Origin of the sequence: Tsukamurella sp. TY48, from assembly GCF_019656655.1 — a bacterium.
Taxonomy (GTDB): domain Bacteria; phylum Actinomycetota; class Actinomycetes; order Mycobacteriales; family Mycobacteriaceae; genus Tsukamurella; species Tsukamurella strandjordii.
This window is the reverse complement of the sequence record NZ_BPMV01000002.1, coordinates 945,221-964,115: the sequence shown is the minus strand read 5'-3', so window position 1 is coordinate 964,115 and position 18,895 is coordinate 945,221. Positions and strand designations below refer to the sequence as shown.

Genomic DNA, 18,895 nt, shown 5'->3' with positions numbered 1-18,895 from the left:
CGGTCAGGCGCGGGAACCGCGTTCGTCGCCGAGCCGCACCGGGGCGATCTCGTCGAAGACATCGCCCGGGCCGGGGTTGCTCGCGTGCGAGGCGCCGCCGAGGTGGCGCACGACGCCCCAGACCGCGTTGAGTGCGGTTTGGAGGGCGCCCTCGGCCCAGCCGGCCGTCCACGAGATGTCGTCGCCGGCCAGGAAGAAGCCGCGGTGCCGCGGATCGAGGCGGTCCTGCTTGAAGTGCGTGAAGAGCCGCTCCTGATACCGGTAGTGGCCCGCGAGGTTCGCCTTGAACGCACCCATGAAGTAGCGCTCGGTCTCCCACGACACCGTCTTCGGGGTGGCGATCACGTGGCTGCGGATGTCGACGTTCGGGTAGATCTCACCTAGGGACTTGAGCATCAGGTCCATGCGGGCGTTCACGTCGAGCGGGAGCAGCTTGAGCGAATCGTCGGACCAGGTGTACGACAGGCAGATCACTGCGGGGCTGTCCGGACCGTGATCGAGCAGGTAGGTGCCGCGGCTCATCCGGTCGGTGAGCGTCATCGACATGGTGTCGCGGCCGGTGGCCGGGTCCTGATCGCGCCAGAACGGCCGGTCGACGAGGACGAAGACCTTGGAGCTGCCCATGTAGTGCGTGCGCTCCACCGCGGTCCAGTGATCGATCGGCAGCAGATCGTCGTCGCAGTCGATGGTGTTGAGCAGCATCCACGACTGACCGGTGAAGATCGCGGCGGGGTAGGTGCGGGTCTCGCCGCCCGCATCGACGATGGTGTAGCGCGGCCCGCCGTCGGGCCCCGAGGTGCGCCGGATAGCGGTGACCGCCGGACGGTGCTCGCCGCCGTTGAGGTCGCGGACAGACCGCTCACCGTCGAACGGTGTGTCCCACAGTCGCTTCGGTAACTGGTCCGATCCACCTACCACTCCGCGGTGATGATCGTCGGCCGCGGTGCAGGTGACGCGGAGGATCTCCAGCATCGAGTTCGGGTAGTCGGTGTCCCAGCCGCCGGTGCCGAATCCCACCTGACCGAACAGCTCCCGGTGTGCGAACGAGCGGAAGTGCTCGGAGGCGGTGAGGAATCCGTAGAAGGTCTGATCGTCGAGCTGGTCCACCAGGCGCGACCACACGGCGCGGATCCGCTGCGCGTCGCGATCGCGGATCGCGTCCTGGAGCTCGGCGGCGTCGGCGTAGTCGGCCAGCGTCGCATCCCACGCCCGTGCCACCTCGCCGTACTCGGGCGGCAGATCGTCCACGGTGTGCGCGTAGTGGCTGTGCCCCTTGAGGTCGATCACGGTGCTGGGGGTGGCTTCCGAGAGCGGGTTGGGGAAGGCGTGCGTCTGCAGTCCCATGGCGTCGAAGTAGTGCTGCAGCGTGGTCGACGACGGCGGGAACCGCATGGCGCCCATCTCCGCGACGAGCTCGTCGGAGTAGCCCTCGAACCGGTCGCTGCGCATGCGTCCGCCGATCCGGTCGGCTTCGTACACAACGGGCTTGAGGCCGAGCTTCGCCAGTTCATAGGCTGCGGTGAGTCCGGAGAGTCCGCCGCCGATCACGGCGACCTCGGTGCCGAGCGCCTCCTCGGGGATGCTCCCGAGGCCGTCGGGGTGCGATACCCAGTCGTCGTAGGCGAAGGGGAAGTCCGGCCCGAACATCGTGAGCGGGCGGGGATCCTCGTCCGAGTGGGCGGGCATCGCGGGCTGGGTCACCGTGCGGGTCCTTTCCGGGTGTCATACAGGTCGGTGCGCCGATCGCGCAGGTGGGTGTTGACGGTGCGCGAGGTCGCGAGGGCCGCGCCATCGGCGGTGAACAGTTCGAGCGCTTCCCCGCGTCCGGCACGTGCTGCGACGGTCCCGTCGGGGTTCGCAGCGGTGCTCAGGCCGCAGTATTGCAGCGATAGCTCCCGGCCGCAGTGGTTGGTATACGCGATGTACATCTGGCTCTCATAGGCCCGCGCGGGCACCAGCACTTCGGCGACCACGCCGAAGGGCTCCATGAGTCCCGTCGGCACCAGGAGCAGGTCGGTTCCGGCATCGGCGTGGGCCCGCACCGCCTCCGGGAACTCGACGTCGTAGCAGGTGAGCAGGCCGCACGTGAGATCGCCGAAGGGGAAGGTCACGGTGAGGTCGTGGCCCGGCGCGAAGACCGCGCGGTCGAGATCGCCGAACAGGTGCGTCTTGCGGTAGTGGGCCAGTTCCCGCCAGGCGTGGGGTCCGTCCGGCGCGAGCACGGCGGCGGCGTTGTACACCGCGCCGCCGTCGCTCTCCGGGTAGCCGAACAGGATGGCGATGCCGAACCGCGCGACGAGCGCCCCGATCTCGGCGTGGTACTCGCCACCGCGCGGGCGCGCGAGTTCCGCCGCGGCGGGACCGATGTCGTAGCCGGTGATCGACAGCTCGGGCGTCACGAGAACGTCCGCACCGGCCGTGGCCGCTCGTGCGGCCGCGTCCTCGATGGCTGCGAGGTTGCGGCTGACGTCGGCATCGGGACCGGTGCCGAACGGTCCCTGGTACATCGCGACGGTGACCGTCATGCCGACGTCTCAGTGGTCCGCAGCCGGGACTTGCGGTAGCCGTAGGCGAAGTACACGCCGAGCCCCACGAGGGTCCAGAGGGTGAAGGCGATCCAGGTGGGCGCCTGCATCTTCGACATGAGGTAGCTGCAGAAGGCGACACCCGCGACGGGGACCAGCGGCAGCTGGAAGGTGCGGCCGTCGTAGGGGATCTTCAGGGTGAAGGGGGTGGTGAAGGTGCGATCGAGATCGGGCCGGGTGTTGCGCAGCACGATCACGCCGATGTTGACCAGCGCGAAGGCGAACAGTGATCCGATCGAGGTGGCGTTGGCCAGCTCGCCCAGCGGCACCAGGCCGGCGAGCAGTGCCACGATCGTCCCGACGATGAGGATGTTGCGCACCGGAACCCGGGTGCGTGCATTGACTTTCGCGAACACCGACGGCACCAGGCCGTCTTTGCCCATGGTGTACAGGATGCGGGTCTGGCCGTACATGACGGCGAGCACCACGCTCGCGATGGCGATCACGGCGCCGATGGACAGCACCACGGCGGGCCAGGTGCTCTGCGTGACATCGGTGAGCACCTTGGCGAGTGAGGCCTCCGTGCCGCCGAATTCCTGCCAGGGCATCGCGCCCACGGCGGCGAGGGCGACCAGGCAGTACAGCACGGTGATGATGCCGAGCGAGAGGATGATCGCGCGCGGCAGGTCGCGGCGCGGGTCCTTGGCCTCGTTGCCTGCGGTGGAGGCCGCGTCGAATCCGATGTAGGAGAAGAACACCATCGCTGCCGCGGTCCACACTCCCGCTGTGCCGAAGGGCATGAACGGCGACAGGTTGCTCGCCTTGAAGGCGGTGAAGGCGATGGCGCAGAAGAACACCAGGATGCACACCTTGAGGATCACCATGGCGGTGTTCAGGCGCGCGCTCTCGGTGGCGCCGCCCACCAGGATCAGGCAGGCCAGGGCGACGATCACCATCGCGGGAACGTTGACCAGGCCCCCGTCGCCCGGCGGCGCGGAGAGTGCGGTCGGCAGCTCCACGTCGAACAGCGCGCGGGAGAGCTCATTGATGTACTGGCCCCACCCGACGGCGACCGCGGCGATGGAGACGCCGTACTCCAGCAGGAGGCACCATCCGCAGACCCAGGCGAAGAACTCGCCGATGGTCGCGTAGGCGTAGGAGTAGGCGCTGCCGGAGACGGGGATGGTGCCGGCGAGCTCGGCGTAGGACAGGGCGGAGAACAGCGCGGTCACGGCGGCCAGGATGAAGGCGACGATCACGGCGGGGCCCGCCTCGGGCGTCGCCTCGCCGAGGATCACGAAGATGCCGGTGCCCAGGGAGGCGCCGATGGAGAGCGCGGTGAGGTGCCCGAGGCCCATCGAGCGCTTCAGCGTGGGGCCGTCGCCGTGTTCGGCGGCGCTGTCGGCCAGGATGCGGTCGACCGGCTTGCGCGCCACCAGCGCGTCCATGATCGTCATCGATTCGCCGCTTCGTTGCGCGCGAGCACCGAGAGGAGCTCGTAGGCGACGTGTGCCGCAGCGATGCCGGTGAGTTCGGCGTGGTCGTACGGCGGTGCGACCTCGACGACGTCGGCGCCCACCACATCGGTGCCGACCAGTGCGCGGAGGGTGTTGAGCAGCTCGCGGCTCGTCATGCCGCCGGCCTCGGGGGTGCCGGTGCCGGGGGCGTGCGCGGGATCGAGGACGTCGATGTCCACGGAGACGTACACGGGGCCGTCGCCCAGGCGGCGACGCATGCGTTCGATCACCGCGTCCAGGCCGTCGTTCTCGTAGTCGTCCGAGCGCACCACCTGGAAGCCGAGCACGCCGTCGTCCGTGAGGTCCTGCTCGCTGTAGAGCGGGCCGCGGATGCCGATGTGCATCGAGCGGTGCAGGTCGATCAGCCCTTCCTCGCTGGCCCGGCGGAACGGCGTGCCGTGCGTGTAGGGGGCGCCGAAGTAGGTGTCCCAGGTGTCCAGGTGGGCATCGAAGTGCAGCACGGCGACGGGGCCGCGGTCGGCGGCGACGGCGCGCAGGATGGGCAGCGCGAGCGTGTGATCGCCGCCGAGGGTGAGCACCTTCGAGCCGGCCGACCGCAGGCGGGAGATCTCGGCCTGCACCGTGGCGAGCGCCTCTTCGATGTTGAACGGATTCACCGGCAGATCGCCCGCGTCGGCCACCTGATGCACCGCGAACGGCGAGACGTCGAGGGCCGGGTTGTACGGGCGCAGCAGCTTGGAGGAGGCGCGGATGTGGCCGGGGCCGAACCGTGCGCCGGGGCGGTAGCTCACCCCGCTGTCGAACGGGATGCCGAGCACCGCGACCGCGGCGGAGTCCACCTGGTCGAGGCGGGGTAGGCGCGCGAAGGTCTCCGGTCCGCAATAGCGGGGGATCGCGCTGGCGTCGACGGGGCCGATGGGCTGGGAGTCGTGGGGCACGGGTCGATCCTCTCGCACAGGGCTGCGTTTGTGGGTTGGATCACATAGTGTGGGACACCGACCGGGATGTCAACTCGAGTTTCATGAAAGGATACCGGTGTTGGACGACGCTACCGTCGGTGCGGATGCCGTTCTGGCAGCGCCGGATCGGATGGGCCCGGCGCTCAATGCGGCGCGACGATCGCGGCGGTTGACCCTGGCCGATGTCGCCGACGGCGTCGGGGTCACCAAGGGGTACCTCTCGAAGATCGAGCGCGGCCTGGCGGCGCCCTCCGTGGGAACGCTTATCAAGTTGTGCAGTGTTCTCGATGTTCCGGTGGGTTCGCTCTTCGACGGCGGGACCGGCGGCGATGTGGTGCGCGCGGACGCGTACCCGCGTATCCGGTTCGGCGGTACCGGACTCGCCGAGTATCTGCTGACCCCGGTCGGTGAGCGACGCGTGCAAGTACTGCTCAGCGACATCGAGCCGGGCGGCGGCAGCGGCGATGACGCCTACGGGCTCCCCGCCGAGGTCTCGTTCGTCCTGGTCCAGGGCGGCACGCTGCGGCTGGGCTTCCCGCCCGACCGCACCGTCGATCTCGCGGCGGGAGACGCGCTCACCTTCGATCCGGGGGCGCCGCACACCTTCCGCGCCGGACCCGACGGTGCCCGGGTGCTCTGGGTGATGGCCCCCGCACTACCGGGTGGGGAGCGGTCTACCGCCCGGTGAACTCGGGCGGCCGCTTGTCGAGCATCGCGGCCACGGCCTCATGGTGATCGGCGGTGGTGTGCGCGATGGCCTGCATGGCGGCCGAGAGTTCGAGGAGCGCATCCAGGCTCTGATGCTGGCCCTCGCGCAGCAATCGCTTCGTCATCCGCAGCGCCTGCGGCGGGTTGGCGACGATCCGGTCCGCCAGCGCCCGGGCGGCGGGCAGCAGATCGTCCGGTTCGACGACGCTCGACACGATGCCCCAATCGAGCGCGGTCTGCGCGTCGATCGCCTCGCCGGTGAACGCCATCTCGGTGGCGCGGGCCATTCCCACGATGCGGGGGAGCAGCCACGCGCCGCCGTCGCCCGGGATCAGTCCCACCTTGACGAAGCTCTCGGCGAAGACCGCGCGGGTGGACGCGACCCGCAGATCGCACATCATCGTCAGATCGCAGCCGGCCCCGATCGCGGGGCCGTTGACCGCGGCGATCGTGGGAACCTCGCAGTGGTACAGGGCGCGTGGGATGCGTTGGATGCCATGGCGATAGCCCTGCCGCTGTTCGGTGGGTGTGCCGCCGAACATGCCCTCCCTGTCGCGCATGTGCTTGACGTTGCCGCCCGAGCTGAACGCCGAACCCGCTCCGGTGAGGATCACCGCGCGCACCGAATCGTCCCGGTTCACGTCGGCGACGGCGGTCTCGATGGCGGCGATCACGGCCTCGTCGGACACGGGATTGCGGGCGGCGGGATCGTTGAGCGTCCAGGTCACGACGGTGCCGTCGCGCTCGATCAGCAGTGGCTCGGTCATGGCTCGACCCTAAGCCGTGCAGCGGTACTGGCGGTGCCGGTCCCGTGTTCCCGCGAGGGCCACGCACCGCTCGCGCGGGACGGTGGAAGCCCGAATTCGGCGGTGAATGCCGCGGTGAACGCGGCGGGCGTGGCATAACCGAGGGCGGAGGCGGTCTCGGAGACGGTGGCGGTGCGCAACATCGGCAGTGCCGCGAGTAATCGCGCCCGGCGGCGCCACTGCGCCGGGGCCGTCCCCGTCTGCACCCGGAATCGTCGGGTGAAGGCGCGCTCGCTGTGGCCGACGCGGGCGGCCCAGGCGGCGTTGTCGATCGCCACATCGGGCGCAGCGAGGTAATCGCGGCACAGGGCCGACAACTCGGGGTCCGCCGGGAGTGGAACGTGCAGCGGGAGCGGGGCGAGCGCGGCGATCTCATGGAGCATCAGTGTGATCACCGCGCCGTCGCGGCCGGCGGTGTCGTAGTCTTCGTCGAATTCCACTGCGGTGAGGAGGAGTTCGCGCAGGAGTGGGGTCACATCGACCACGGTGCACTGCTGCGGCCACCACGGCACGGCGGCGGGTTCGATGTACAGGCTGCGTGTGCTCACGTGATGAGTGCGCATCAGATGCCGCTCACCCGGAGGGATGAGGACCGCGCGGTCGGTGGGCACGGACCACGCTCCGCCGGAGGTCTCGAGCTGCATGACTCCGGTTGCGCTGTAGAGGAACTGGGCTCGACGGTGCCGGTGCCAGTCCAGCACGTACCCGTCGGCGTAGTCGGTGCCCACGGGGAGCACATCCCTCGGCAGCTCCTCGATCGTGGCGATGGGGATGTTGCGCACGGGGCCAGCGTACCGATTCTCGAAGATCATCGGCCGGATTTCGATTGCCGGACGCTGTGTGTGCACGGTGCACTGGACGGGTGATGGTTCTGGGTTTGGTGATCGTGGGTATCGCGTCGGGTGTGACCACCGCATTGTTCGGGTTCGGGGGTGGTTTCGTGGCCGTCCCCGTGCTGGTCTGGGCGGAGGTCGCGCTGGGCGACGATGCCGCCCGTGTCGCCGTGGCGACATCGTCGGTGCTGATGGTGGTGGGAGCGCTGGTGGCGACGGCCTCGACCTCGCGCGATGTCGTGGCGGAGTTGCGGGGGAGTGGACCGCTTCTGGTGCTGCTCGGCCTGGGTGGAGTGGCCGGTGCGGTGGCGGCGCGGTTCGTAGCCGGCCCGGTGATCGCGTGGGGATTCCTGGTCTATCTGGTGCTCACGATCGCCTCCACACTGGTGCGGCCCGGCTTCCTGCAGGTGGCCGACGGTCCGGGGCGGCCGCTGCAATCCTGGGTGGGGCTGCCGATCGGCGCTGTGGCGGCGTTTCTCGGCGTGGGCGGCAGTGTGCTCACGGTGCCCGTGATGCGGCGTGCCGGCCACCGCATGTCCACCGCGACAGCGTTGGCGAATCCGCTGACCCTGGCCGTGGCGGTGCCGGCCGCGATCGTCTTCCTACTGGTATCGGGCGGGCGTCCGATGGGCGCCGGCACCGGATTCGTCGGTGCGGTCGATCTCCGGGCTGCGGGGGCTCTGCTGCTCGGATCGCTGCCCGTGATCGTCTACCTGCGGCGACGCGGCCCACACATCCCCGACGCGGTGCACGCGCGCTGCTACGTAGGACTGCTCGTGGTGGTCGCGATGGCGATGGCGGCGAGCCTGGTGTGGGGGCTCTGAGCACCTGGATTTCCGGCCGCCGTGCGCACCGGGTAAGCTGGCTCGCGCACTACGCGGGCGTAGCTCAATGGTAGAGCCCTAGTCTTCCAAACTAGCTACGCGGGTTCGATTCCCGTCGCCCGCTCAATCGCGAAGGCCCTGTTCGGAGTAGGTTTCCGGCCGGGGCCTTCGCCTTGCTCAGGGTCGACCCGAGGCAATCGACACCGCGACGGCACCGCGTCCGGAGGTGTCCCGTACCCGCCCGGGTGACCGTGCTGGGTGTGTCTTGCTACTGTGTCGAGGGTGTCTGCGAATGGCGATTACCAACGCTTGGCTGAACAGTTCGACCGCGCACTGTGCCCCAGTTTTGCGAGTCTGCCTGCGTACCGATTTCGTGATGACTCCACCCTAGCCAATGAAACATATTGGCATTCCCGGCTTGCATTTAAGGCATGTAGCTATGAGATCGCTTCCGCAGAGAAAGCGGGAGATGGCGATCGCGCACCAGCTGAGGCGTTGCGTCTAGAAGATGTCTGGAAGCGTCCTCTCGGCGCAACCGTAACTGGCCTTCGTGCCCCAGTCAGAAGCGCGGAGGGGCACATGAGATTAACGGCGCTAGTGCACGTTGTGTCAGCGTTAGAACGCTACGTTGACGAGATTGCACGGTTGGCAATGCTGTCGGACCCTCTATTGATTCCAGGGTTCCCGAAAAAAGTGGATGGTCTTGAACTTTTGGATCGCAGACACTTGTATCGATTAAGAGTGCCGCCAACGGTCGATCTCGTTAAGGGTGAATGGAGCAAGCGAATCGCTGCCATCAGAGACTGGCTGGGCGACGACGTTGCAGATGTGTTTCGAGCGAACGAGTCGAATCTCGAGAAGATGCGCGAAATTCGGAACTCTGCAGCGCACGGTCTCGGGGCATTTCATGTTGGTTCGACCTGGAATGAGTCGAGCGCGATAACCAATCTGACGGCGTCGTGGTTAGACAAAGCGTCCGCACCTCTCGCACTATCAGACGATAGGCTCCTATCTTACATGGCAGTTTGTCAGGGCATCGTAAGCAGAGTGGACGCGATTGTTTTGCGCAATTTCGTTGGCGCTTATGAAGTGCCAGCAGTATATTTGTCGTGGCTGCAGGACCCACTGACCCTGGAAGAGAAGTTGAATCTGAGTTATCCCGGACACCTGCGTGGCCACTGGCGGCTGGAAGTGCGAGGGGCTCGAAAGTTTATTGGTACCGTAATCCCTCGAGGCAACATTCCCAGCACATACGTCGAAGGCATGCTTCAGTATCTCGATCAGATTGGTGTGCTAGATCGATTTAGGTCGAACTAACCCCAGCCCCGAATCGGGGTGACGTTGTTCGGGCGCGGCCGGGTAGCACCGACGCTACCGAGGGCACTCATGGCCTCGGTGTGGTCATCCTCGAATAGGTGGGCGTAAATGCCCATCGTAGTGTTCACGGAGGCGTGGCCCATGAAGTCCGCGATCTGCTTCGGGTGCAGGCCTGCGCTGACACAGAACGAGGCGTACGTGTGTCGAAGGCTGTGGGCGGTTGCTTCCGCTGGGATCGGGCGGAGCCCGTCGGCCACGAGGGCCAGGGTGGCTCGGAGGAGCGCGGGGCGGAAGACGGCCTTGTAGTAGGTCTTGTGGAGCAGTACCGCGGTCCAGTCGAGTTCCAGGCGGGCTTGTGCTTCTTCGACGGTGCGGCGTGCGGCCTGTTCTTCGGGGGGCATCGGCTTGCCCGCGCGGGGTCCGGTTTCGTGGCGGGGTGCGCGCCTGCCGGTCGGTGGGTCTGCGATGAGCCGCATGTTCGGGAACAGGGGCGCGTCGGGGTCGCACGCTCGCGGGTGAGTCCGATTCCGGGCGTCCGTCCGTGGGGCTAGCGTGGCGACTCCCGCGTTGAATCGGGGGTCGGGTCCGTCGCGCGGCTCGGGCGGCGTCAAGTAATCGCGGAGGATCGCAACCGTCGCAGCCGTCAGCGGCACGCGCCTGCGGGATCGGCGGGTCTTGGGCGAGTCGTAGACGGCGTGGGGTCCGGTGGCTGCGGTCTCGCCGGTGGCTGGCGTCTCGGCTCATCCGCTCGGGCGCGCCGATCCGCACGCCCTGGGCCTTCTTGGCTGCGAGGGCTGCGCGGGTGCGTTCGCTGATGAGGTCGCGCTCGATTATGTGGACAATCCTGGTTCCTCGGATGCGGGAGACGCGCGAGTTTCACGTAGACGGAGCAGGTCCTCGAGGAGTGCTAGTGCGGCTAACGGCAGATCTTGGGTCACGTCCCGCCGTGGCGCGTAAGTGTAGATCGGCAGACGCTCGTTCTCGCTGATCAACTGGTGATCAAGGAAGCCCTGGTGTGCCCACGGGCGGCCGTGTGCGAACCCGGAGGCTATCATCCACTTCTGCATGACCAGAACCTCAGTGTCGTCCGCGCATCCGCGCAAGGGTTCCGTGATCTTGACGCCTCCGGATGGCAATGGAGCGCAACCATTTCTGCTGACTACTTCCTGCAGTATGCGGGAATGCTCGGCGAATCGTGCAGCCCTCTGCGGGTTGCGTGTCCCCGCCTCAACCACATATGCGTTCCGGTCGTAGTAGTCCTGTGCGTGCCACCTAAGAACGCGCTTGAGCCGTTCCGTCCGATCGGCGGGACCGATCAGCCATAGTCCGGTCGCAGCGTTCTCCAGCGCTCCTCGCGCCAGTGTCGCGCTGACGCCAAGGTGAATCACTTGGGCATCGACTACTGTCGTTTTGATCCCGTGCAGCTGATCGATCGCCGCATTGATAACGTGGCGGACCGCCTCGCTCGCTCGAAAAGGATGCAACAGTTGATCGTCCACACCTAAGGTGCCGCCGGGGGCCGTCGGGAAGGCGTCAGGATCTGCCATCGCCACCGCCAGGCGGTCGACTGAGCTTGCAAACCCCGCCCATCGCGCGTGATACTCGCCCCTAGCTACATCCATGTGCTGTGGACGTGCGTTCCAGACTGCGTCTGAATTGCGAGAGTTGGGGCTAAGATATCCAAGCCAGCGGAGCCACAGAGCGGGTTTTTGCTACACATACCGTCTTGAGGGCGGGGTCCGAAGCGCGATGCCGAGGACATACGCGATGTGAGGATGCTGGTCGAGGCGCGGCGGCCCTTCGGGGTGTTCCTGGTGGTGCCCAGGTTGGAGCGTCGTCCCCCTGCACAGCTGGCGTTATGCCGCACGGTAGCCACCTCCCTGCAGGGGGACATGCCACTCATAGCGGAGACTCGGCAGGTGACGACAAGAGCGCGCTGTTGACCCGGAGTCCCCCAGCGCGAAGCTCAGCCGCAAATGCTCGCAGGTTTTCCCGAGTCATTGCTGGCGTACGTCTCTGAAACGAGTACGTGCGCCCGCCCGGCGACACCAACCGGACAGTAGTGGGGCCGTTGTACTTGACCGTCCATCCCTGCGCCTCGGCGTTAAGGAAGAGGCGCTCCAGTTCGCGCTCGAGCTTGCTGTCGCTCGCTTCAACGGTGGCGGAGGCGTGACGGACGCCGAGCTTCTTGACCTGGATTTCAAGCTGAAGGACAGCGGGATTGACGGCGGCGCGCAGATTGTCGTCGGCGCGGCCCTGGTAGCTAAGTCGCGTGAGGCCAAACGTGTCCGAGGGCAGCCTGAGGTCGCCAGTTGCGAGCAGGTATGCCCGCTCGCGGCCCAGGGCGCCAATGAAGAGCCCCAGCTCCAAGATGACGTTGTCCCGTGCTGACGGCTTGCTCTCGCCACGGCTGTCGGTCGTATCGTCCGGCGACGCGATCAAGACCGCAAAGTCGTACCCGCTGGCGACTTCAAGGAGCGCGTCGAGTGCGTAACTTCCTGGCGCGAACACGTTTTGATCCCATGCCGTGGCCTCGCAGATTTGGCGTTCTTCGAGTACCGCCTGGAGGTTGTGGGCGACAGGTTTGCCCTCCGCGGACGACCCTATGAACAACTTGGGGAGGCTCATGTGAGCCGACGTTACCGGCGCGTGTTCTTCGGCTCTGCCAGTAGCTCTGAAATTCGCGCAGCGGATCGTTGGTGCGCTCTTCTTCCCGGTCCCATCCTCGGTGCTGCGCGTCGGCGATCAGCTGCTGTTCGACGGCGAGCCGCTGTCGGAGTCTGCGGGCGTAGTCGCTGGCAGCGGTGTAGTACTCGACCGCGATCGCCCACTCGTAGAAGCTGGACGTCGCCGCGAGGATCCGCTGCACCGACGACGGCGCCAGCAACCGCCCGCGATCGGTAGCGACCGCCAGCCCGAGACGCTGCGCAGGACGCCGGGACGGGATCCGGCGCAGATAGCCGAGAAGCTCGAACGCGGTCAATGGCCGGAAGTCGTTGATGCTCAGGCCATTGGCGGCGAGGAACGTCAGGAGGTGCCGCAGATCGTAGGCATACCCAGCGACGGTATTCGGGCTGTACGCGGCGTCGATCAGGTGTGCGAGGTACCGGTTGACCGGCTCGACTTCGGCGCCAGCCGTGCAGGGCAGGTAGACGCGGCTGACCGCCCCGCCTTCGTGCTCGGTGAGCACCTTCATGACGCCAGTATCCACCGCACTCAGTCACGCCGCCGGACTTCCAGACCCAAAGGGTCGGCCCTGTGCGCGGACCTGGGCTTGTCCACGGACCTCAGAGTCATATCCAGTGGCTGGTCAGGATCGTTGCCCAATGGTTGGCGTGAATCTCGGTCAGTGTGCGTTCAGAGTCGTGACGGGCTGTCGGACAATGTTCGGTTGCCGTGGTGAAAGCGGCGAGACCTGGGGGCACTGTCCCCTCCGTGTACTGCGCTGGATGGAACGCAGCGTCACCCACGTGGAGCACGAACCCGTCCTTGGTTTCGATCAGAACACCGCTGTGTCCGTCTGCATGCCCTGGTAGCGGTAGAAGTCGAATCGTTCGAGGCAGACCTACCAAAGTGTACGTGCTAAGGCCATGCCAATCCGGCGCCGTGCGGGGGTCACCGGCCCAACGCACTCCGTGCGCCCATTGAGGTGATAGGTCTGCCGAGTGCGCATCGCCGCCAATTGCGGTGACCGCGCGTCTCGCCGTAGCTGAGAGATGAACTTCAGCATCTGGGAAGTCCGCAAGCCCACCGATGTGATCGCGGTGCTGATGAGTGACGATGATGTGTCCGACCAGGGCCGGATCGATATCACGCGACTGAAGTTGCCGATAGACGGTTTCCGCAGGATCAAGTGCGGGGCGGGCCATGTCGAGCCAATCCTGCCCCAACCGCCCCACCGGATCTGCGATATCCACGAGACCGATCCCAGCATCGACGATCGCGACTAAACCGTTGTCTTGCAGGAGAAGGCATCGGCACACCAGCTCATCGGCACCCCACACTGCGCGGCCGCCATCCGGACGGAGTGTGCCAGCGTTCAACTCGGTAATCTCCATAGGCTGACGGTAGAAATTCAGGTCGACCTGAAGTCAAGCGGCAAACGAGGGGCGCATCGTGGAGTGGATGACGATCGGCGAAGCCTCCCGGGCGCTTGGGGTCGAAACACACGTCCTGCGGCACTGGGACGAGGTGGGTGCTCTTCGCCCATCGGCCCGCACTGCAACCGGCCACCGCCGCTACAGCAACGCGGACCTCGATCACGGCAGACTGACGCTGCGCGCCCAGCATGCCGGGATGTCACTCGCTGATATCGCCCAGCTCAACACCCCGCACCGAGGAACGCGGGCCGAGATCGTTACCCGGAATCTCCAACAGCTGCAGTCCCAGCGCGAGCAGATCGACGCGGCAATCACGTTCCTGAGGCACACGCTGCAATGCACTCACCCGATCCTCAATGAGTGCCCCCAGTGCGTCGCCTTCGTCGGAAGACACTCCTAGCGCCGCTTAGCTTGCCGCGCACAACTGAAGTTTACTTCGCGGCCCCAGCGCATGGACCGAAAGTGTCTAGATAACAGCGATTATGTCGACATGCAGTCTGTTCGACGAAGTTGCATGGAACCATTGCGGGCATGAGAATTGCCGCGATCTCTGACGTCCACGGCAACGCATTTGCCCTGCGGGCTGTTCTTGAATCGATACAGCACGATCACGTCGACGTGATCGTCAACCTCGGCGACCATTTCTCTGGTGCAGTGTTGCCAGCGGAGACAGCGCGACTGATGAAGACGGTGCCGATGGTGTGCATCCGGGGCAACCATGAGCGTCAGCTTGAGGAGCTGGAGCCGAGCGCCATGGGCGCTTCCGATCGTTGTGCGCTAGAGCAGCTTGGTGACGATCATTGTGAGTGGCTCACCTCTATGCCGCGCTCCGCTGACATCGGCGCGGGCGTCTTCGCTTTCCATGGAACTCCAGAGGATGACCTGGAGTATCTCTTGGAGACGGTGACCGAGCAAGGCGCGCGCGAGGCCACCGTTGAAGAAGTTGTCGAGCGTCTCAAAGGGTACTTAGACCGTGACCTCCTGTTGTGCGGCCACACTCACATCCAGAGATCGTTGCGGATCCCGCAGGGACCCCTGGTGGTCAACCCTGGGAGCGTTGGTTGGCCAGCTTACGACGACGATCGCCCCTACCCACACGTCATGGAGGCAGGTACTCCGCATGCGCGGTATGCAGTCGTAGACGATGTCTCGGGCCGTTGGGAAGCAGAGTTCCGTGCGCTCGAGTATCCCTGGGGCAAAGCCGCAGAGATCGCCGCGTCGAGGGGGCGTGCGGATGTTGAGTATGCGCTGCTCACTGGGAGAGTCAGGACTGCTGCGCAAGGTCGGTGAGAAGGGTATCGAGGACGTTCGATTCGTGTTCGCGTGCTGTTCCGAGCACGAATTGACGGGTCGATCGGACGGTGCCCCGACTCGTTTCTTCGGTTCACTTGTCTGAATTCGACGGGCCAGGCACGATGTTTGCGTGAGCAGCGACGACAAGCCTCAGGCGAGCCCGCACGAACCGACGAGCGGCACCGAAGGGACTCCGCAGGACGGCGCAAACGCGCCGACAGGCCAGTTCCCGGGCGCGTACCCGGTACCGGGCTACGTCGCGCCCGGTGCCCCACCTGCGGGCTACCCTCCGCAGCAGCCAGTCGGCCCGGGGTGTAACGCGCCCCCGCCGGGGTATTCCGCACCTCCGCCGGGATACCCGGCCGGTTATCCGCAGGGAAACGGATACCCTGCGTATCCCCAGCAGCAATACGGTTGGGGCGCACCGTCGGCGCCCGAGCCCGGTAGCGTGCCGCTTCGTCCGCTGAGCCTCGGTGACATCTACGGCGGAGCCATCACTGCTATCCGTACGAACCCGGGGGTCATGATCGGGTTCACGGCGATCATCGTCGTTCTTTCGAATCTCGTGGCGTTCATCGGCCAGATTCCCCTCACCGACGTCACCGTCGACCCGGGCTCCGAGGACGAACCGGCGATACTGTCGACGTCGATCGCATCCGGCGCGTCCGCACTCGGGGGCGCGCTGATCTCGATGATCGCCACAACGATTCTCACTGGCATGCTCACAGTGGTCGTCGCCCGTTCCGTGCTCGGCGATAAGACGGGCGCAGGCTCGGCCTGGCGTGCCCTCGTGCCCCGCCTGTGGCCCCTGATCGGATTGGTCGTGCTCCAAGCGCTGATCTACCTCGTCCCGACCCTCATCATGATCGGATTGCTCACGGTGGCGCTGGTCGGCGCAGGCAGTTGGGTCGCAGGAGTATTCGTGGCCATCCTCATGTTCGTAATCATGGTGGTCATCGTGGTCGGCCTGATGCCGGCGTTCGCGATGGCGACTGCTTCGGTCGTACTTGAAGGACGCGGTTCAATCAATGCACTGCGACGTGGTTTCCAGCTCCAGCGACCGGGATTCTGGCGTCTGTTGGGCATCATGTTGTTGACCTACCTGATCGTGATGGCCATCAACACCGTCGTCGGGATCCCCTTCAACATCGGCCTGGTGCTGGCTGCGAACGACAGCACCATCGGTACGGTCGCCGGCACCTCGGTGCTGGGGCTCGCGTTGTCATCGATCGGAACTGCGATCGGCGGAATCATCACCATGCCGTTCATGTCGTCTGTGCAGACCCTGCTCTACACGGATCAGCGGATGCGGACGGAACGATTCGACCTCGTTCTGCAGTCGGCAGCCGCCTACCAGGCGCAGACCGGGCTGCCCGCCGGACCGGGAGTGTGGGCGCCGCCGCGTCCGGTGTGAGTCTTCGCTTCTGACTTGACGGGACCTTGACGTCAAGGTCCCGTCAGGATCGCGGGTGGCGGCGGGAATCGGTCGCAGACTCGATCGGTGAGTGTGATGTTGCGCGCCGATCGGCCCCCGCTGGACGCCCCGGAGCGTCGCCGTTTGACCACCTCGTCGGGCCTTGCCGGACTGTCACTCGATGCGATGGCGTCGGTGGCCTACGGCCCGGAGGCGATCGCGCTCGTCCTCGCGACGGCCGGCACCGTCGGGCTCGGTTTCACCCTGCCCGTGAGTGCGGCGATCGTGGTGCTGCTCGTGGTGCTCGTCTTCTCCTACCGACAGGTGATCCGCGCCTACCCCGAGGGTGGAGGCTCGTACGGTGTGGCGCGCGCCCGGCTGGGGCGTCCGTCGGCACTGCTCGCCGCGGCCTCGCTGGTGGTCGACTACGTGCTCAACGTCGCGGTATCCGTGGCCGCGGGTGTGGCGGCGCTGGCCTCCGCGGTGCCGCAGACCCGACCGTACCTCGTCGAGATCGGCCTCCTGGTGCTCGTCGTGATCACCGCACTCAACCTGCGCGGCCTCACCGCGAGCGCCTACGCGCTCGCCGTCCCCACGGTGCTGTTCGTCGGCTCGGTCCTCACGGTGATCGTGGTCGGCCTCGTCACGGGCGGCCAGTCGATGGCCCCGGCAGTCTCGCCGGAGGCGACGCAGACCGTCGGAGTCCTGCTGCTGCTCAAGGCCTTCGCGAGCGGTTGCTCCGCACTCACGGGGGTGGAGGCCATCGCCAATGCCGTTCCCGAGTTCCGGGAGCCGCGCGTGCGGCGGGCGCAGCGCACCGAGGTGATCCTGGGCGTTCTGCTCGGCACGATGATGCTGGGCATCGCCGCCCTCATCGAACGGTACGGCGTGGTCCCGCAGGACGGGGTGACGGTTCTCGCGCAGGTCACCGAGGGATCGCTAGGTCACGGCGTGGGGTACTTTCTGGTCCAGGGCGCCACAGTGCTGCTGCTGGCGCTGGCCGCCAACACCTCGTTCGGTGGGCTCCCGACGCTGCTGTGCGTGGTGGCCCGCGACGGCTACCTCCCCGAGATCCTCACCCGCCGCAACGAGCGCGGGGTGTACACGGTGAGTGTGCTCGCGCTCGCCGCCACCGCGGCCGTGCTGCTGGTGCTCTCGGGTGCGGATATGAACGCCCTCGTCCCGCTCTTCGCGATCGGCGTGTTCGTCGGTTTCACCCTGGCGCAGGCGGGAATGGTCCGGCATTGGTCCGCGGTGCGTGGCCCCGATTGGCGAGTGCGGGCCGCGCTCAACGGTTTCGGTGCGCTACTGACGGGCGTGGCGGCCGTGGTGGTGCTGGCCATGAAGTTCACGGCCGGTGCCTGGGCGATCGCCCTCGTGCTCGCAGTCCTCGTCGGCGTCATGGCACGGTACCGAGCCCGCGGCAATCGTCTCGTCGACCACCGGCGCTAGCTTTTCCGGTTTCGGGCGGCGCAACGGAATCCGATCGCGGGCCACCACCCAGCGGCTCAGTGGCGTCCGCAGCACGGTGTCGATGAACAGCAGCGAGATGGCCAGCACCACCACGACGAGGGTCAGAGTGCGCAGCGTCGCGGATGCCGGGAACCACTCGTACAGGAGCGGGTAGAAGCCGAGGTAGCCGAGCAGGTCGAGGACCAGCGGGTGCACGGCGAAGGCGCCGAAAGCCCGGATGGTGGCGTAGGTCACCGCGCGCTCTCCGACGGGCAACCCCGCCGTGCGCAGATCGTCCCACTTCATGGCGGCGAGCCAGAGCAGGACGAGGCCACCGACGAGCCACGGGAGCAGCGTGGGATTCCACGCGGTGGCGGCATCCTCGGGGACATCGCCGGGTTCGGTGGCGCGCAGATACGCGACGATGCTGAACGCCGCCGCCAGCCCGCACACGATGACCACCGGCACGGCGCGCGCTCGGAGCCAGGCAGAGACCGCATCGTAGTGCTGCGCCGCGAGCATGCCGATAGCGATGAACAACGCGTACATGGGAAGCAGCTTCCACATGTGGTTGAACAAGGTCTCCCAGCCGCGCCCCTCGGGCTCCGGGAAGTACTGGTAGAAGGCGAACACCGCGACCTGGATCACGGCCGCCGCGGACAGCACCAACCACGGATGCCCGGAGGTCCGTTTCATGAAGCGGGAAAGCCAGGGGAACACCAGGTAGATCTGCATCGAGATCAGCAGGAAGTAGAGCTGATACTTCGCATCGCCGGTGAGTGTGGTGCGCGCCAGGTCACCGAAGAACCGTCCGGGCGAGGGGAACGGATTGTCCTCGATGAGCAGGTGGTCGGTGATGGAGTACACCACCGTCCACACCAGGTAGGGCGCCACCACGAGACCGAACCGCCGGCGCCAGAACTGGGTCGGGGACATGTCCCGCCCGCGCATGCTGAGCACCAGCACGAACAGTGTGACTGCCACGAACCCGTACCGCGTGAGGTGCAGCAGGGTGGCGATCAGGCCGGCCGGGCGCACCACATCGGGCGTGAAGTTGATGTAGTTCACGCAGTGCGCCACCACGACGCCGGTGAACAACAGCACGCGCACCAGGTCGGCGGTGAGCGCCCTGCGGGGCTTCACGCTGACGGGAGCCGTGCCGGGGGACGCTGGTGACTTCTTATCG

At 66.6% G+C, this 18,895-nt stretch carries 17 protein-coding genes, 1 tRNA gene and 2 pseudogenes; 8 read left to right on the top strand and 12 right to left on the bottom strand.

The genetic code is table 11. The features are described from left to right. Positions 1-3 precede the first annotated feature (3 nt). The 4 genes from TTY48_RS20350 to speB are packed head-to-tail and all read right to left on the bottom strand — an operon-like array spanning position 4 to position 4,941. Positions 4-1,701, bottom strand: a complete 1,698-nt coding sequence (locus tag TTY48_RS20350; RefSeq protein ID WP_374758734.1) for a flavin monoamine oxidase family protein — start codon at positions 1,699-1,701, stop codon at positions 4-6. Continuing rightward, positions 1,698-2,525, bottom strand: coding sequence for a carbon-nitrogen hydrolase family protein (locus TTY48_RS20345; RefSeq protein WP_220659426.1), 828 nt, complete (start codon positions 2,523-2,525; stop codon positions 1,698-1,700). Before TTY48_RS20345 ends, TTY48_RS20350 begins: the two co-directional genes overlap by 4 nt. Then, the gene (locus TTY48_RS20340) at positions 2,522-3,982 is read right to left on the bottom strand and encodes an amino acid permease (RefSeq protein ID WP_220659425.1); all 1,461 of its coding nucleotides are present in this window, start codon (positions 3,980-3,982) and stop codon (positions 2,522-2,524) included. Before TTY48_RS20340 ends, TTY48_RS20345 begins: the two co-directional genes overlap by 4 nt. Further along, the gene (speB, locus tag TTY48_RS20335) at positions 3,979-4,941 is read right to left on the bottom strand and encodes an agmatinase (RefSeq protein ID WP_220659424.1); all 963 of its coding nucleotides are present in this window, start codon (positions 4,939-4,941) and stop codon (positions 3,979-3,981) included. The genes TTY48_RS20340 and speB overlap by 4 nt, the downstream gene beginning before the upstream one ends. Before the next feature lie 151 nt (positions 4,942-5,092). On the opposite strand from speB, the gene TTY48_RS20330 reads away from it, so the two are divergent. Then, complete coding sequence (locus tag TTY48_RS20330) at positions 5,093-5,650, top strand: helix-turn-helix domain-containing protein (protein ID WP_220659659.1); 558 nt, start codon at positions 5,093-5,095, stop codon at positions 5,648-5,650. On the opposite strand, the gene TTY48_RS20325 is transcribed toward TTY48_RS20330, so the two are convergent. Together TTY48_RS20325 and TTY48_RS20320 are read right to left on the bottom strand one after the other, a co-directional pair. After that, on the bottom strand, positions 5,637-6,437 hold the full coding sequence (locus tag TTY48_RS20325; protein ID WP_220659423.1) for a crotonase/enoyl-CoA hydratase family protein: 801 nt from the start codon (positions 6,435-6,437) through the stop codon (positions 5,637-5,639). The genes TTY48_RS20330 and TTY48_RS20325 overlap by 14 nt on opposite strands. After that, the gene (locus TTY48_RS20320; RefSeq protein ID WP_220659422.1) at positions 6,434-7,258 is read right to left on the bottom strand and encodes a helix-turn-helix domain-containing protein; all 825 of its coding nucleotides are present in this window, start codon (positions 7,256-7,258) and stop codon (positions 6,434-6,436) included. Before TTY48_RS20320 ends, TTY48_RS20325 begins: the two co-directional genes overlap by 4 nt. 83 nt (positions 7,259-7,341) lie before the next feature. Between TTY48_RS20320 and TTY48_RS20315 the strand changes: the two genes are divergently transcribed. The 3 genes from TTY48_RS20315 (at position 7,342) to TTY48_RS20305 (ending at position 9,450) form a co-directional block, all read left to right on the top strand. Further along, entirely contained in the window at positions 7,342-8,133 is a 792-nt protein-coding gene (locus tag TTY48_RS20315) for a sulfite exporter TauE/SafE family protein (RefSeq protein WP_220659658.1), read from the top strand. 53 nt (positions 8,134-8,186) lie between these two features. After that, positions 8,187-8,257, top strand: a tRNA-Gly gene (locus tag TTY48_RS20310). 158 nt (positions 8,258-8,415) lie between these two features. After that, the gene (locus tag TTY48_RS20305) at positions 8,416-9,450 is read left to right on the top strand and encodes a hypothetical protein (RefSeq protein WP_220659421.1); all 1,035 of its coding nucleotides are present in this window, start codon (positions 8,416-8,418) and stop codon (positions 9,448-9,450) included. On the opposite strand, the gene TTY48_RS20300 is transcribed toward TTY48_RS20305, so the two are convergent. The 5 genes and pseudogenes from TTY48_RS20300 to TTY48_RS21520 all read right to left on the bottom strand — a co-directional run bounded on the left by TTY48_RS20300 (position 9,447) and on the right by TTY48_RS21520 (position 13,508). Continuing rightward, complete coding sequence (locus TTY48_RS20300) at positions 9,447-9,851, bottom strand: tyrosine-type recombinase/integrase (protein ID WP_220659420.1); 405 nt, start codon at positions 9,849-9,851, stop codon at positions 9,447-9,449. The genes TTY48_RS20305 and TTY48_RS20300 overlap by 4 nt on opposite strands. 429 nt (positions 9,852-10,280) lie before the next feature. After that, positions 10,281-10,997, bottom strand: a complete 717-nt coding sequence (locus TTY48_RS20295; protein ID WP_220659419.1) for a hypothetical protein — start codon at positions 10,995-10,997, stop codon at positions 10,281-10,283. A gap of 352 nt (positions 10,998-11,349) precedes the next feature. Continuing rightward, the gene (locus TTY48_RS20290) at positions 11,350-12,078 is read right to left on the bottom strand and encodes a nucleotide-binding protein (RefSeq protein ID WP_255585857.1); all 729 of its coding nucleotides are present in this window, start codon (positions 12,076-12,078) and stop codon (positions 11,350-11,352) included. A 202-nt stretch (positions 12,079-12,280) separates the two neighbouring features. Beyond that, positions 12,281-12,646: pseudogene (locus tag TTY48_RS21425) on the bottom strand (site-specific integrase); the annotation flags it as partial. Between the two features lie 97 nt (positions 12,647-12,743). Further along, positions 12,744-13,508 carry an MBL fold metallo-hydrolase gene (locus TTY48_RS21520; RefSeq protein ID WP_220659417.1) on the bottom strand — a complete coding sequence of 255 codons (765 nt, stop codon included), beginning with the start codon at positions 13,506-13,508 and terminating at the stop codon, positions 12,744-12,746. Between the two features lie 67 nt (positions 13,509-13,575). Here TTY48_RS21520 and TTY48_RS20275 point away from each other — a divergent pair, with 67 nt between their 5' ends. The 4 genes and pseudogenes from TTY48_RS20275 to TTY48_RS20260 all read left to right on the top strand — a co-directional run. Continuing rightward, positions 13,576-13,950: a MerR family transcriptional regulator gene (locus TTY48_RS20275; protein ID WP_220659416.1), complete on the top strand. Its 375-nt coding sequence runs from the start codon at positions 13,576-13,578 to the stop codon at positions 13,948-13,950. A gap of 131 nt (positions 13,951-14,081) precedes the next feature. After that, on the top strand, positions 14,082-14,840 hold the full coding sequence (locus TTY48_RS20270) for a metallophosphoesterase (RefSeq protein WP_220659415.1): 759 nt from the start codon (positions 14,082-14,084) through the stop codon (positions 14,838-14,840). A gap of 133 nt (positions 14,841-14,973) precedes the next feature. Next, positions 14,974-16,257, top strand: coding sequence for a hypothetical protein (locus tag TTY48_RS20265; RefSeq protein WP_220659414.1), 1,284 nt, complete (start codon positions 14,974-14,976; stop codon positions 16,255-16,257). A 96-nt stretch (positions 16,258-16,353) separates the two neighbouring features. Then, positions 16,354-17,535, top strand: a pseudogene (locus TTY48_RS20260) (APC family permease); the annotation flags it as partial. 27 nt (positions 17,536-17,562) lie between these two features. Here the strand turns inward: TTY48_RS20260 and TTY48_RS20255 are convergent. Beyond that, positions 17,563-18,852: an acyltransferase gene (locus TTY48_RS20255; RefSeq protein WP_308443067.1), complete on the bottom strand. Its 1,290-nt coding sequence runs from the start codon at positions 18,850-18,852 to the stop codon at positions 17,563-17,565. Between the last annotated feature and the right edge of the window lie 43 nt (positions 18,853-18,895).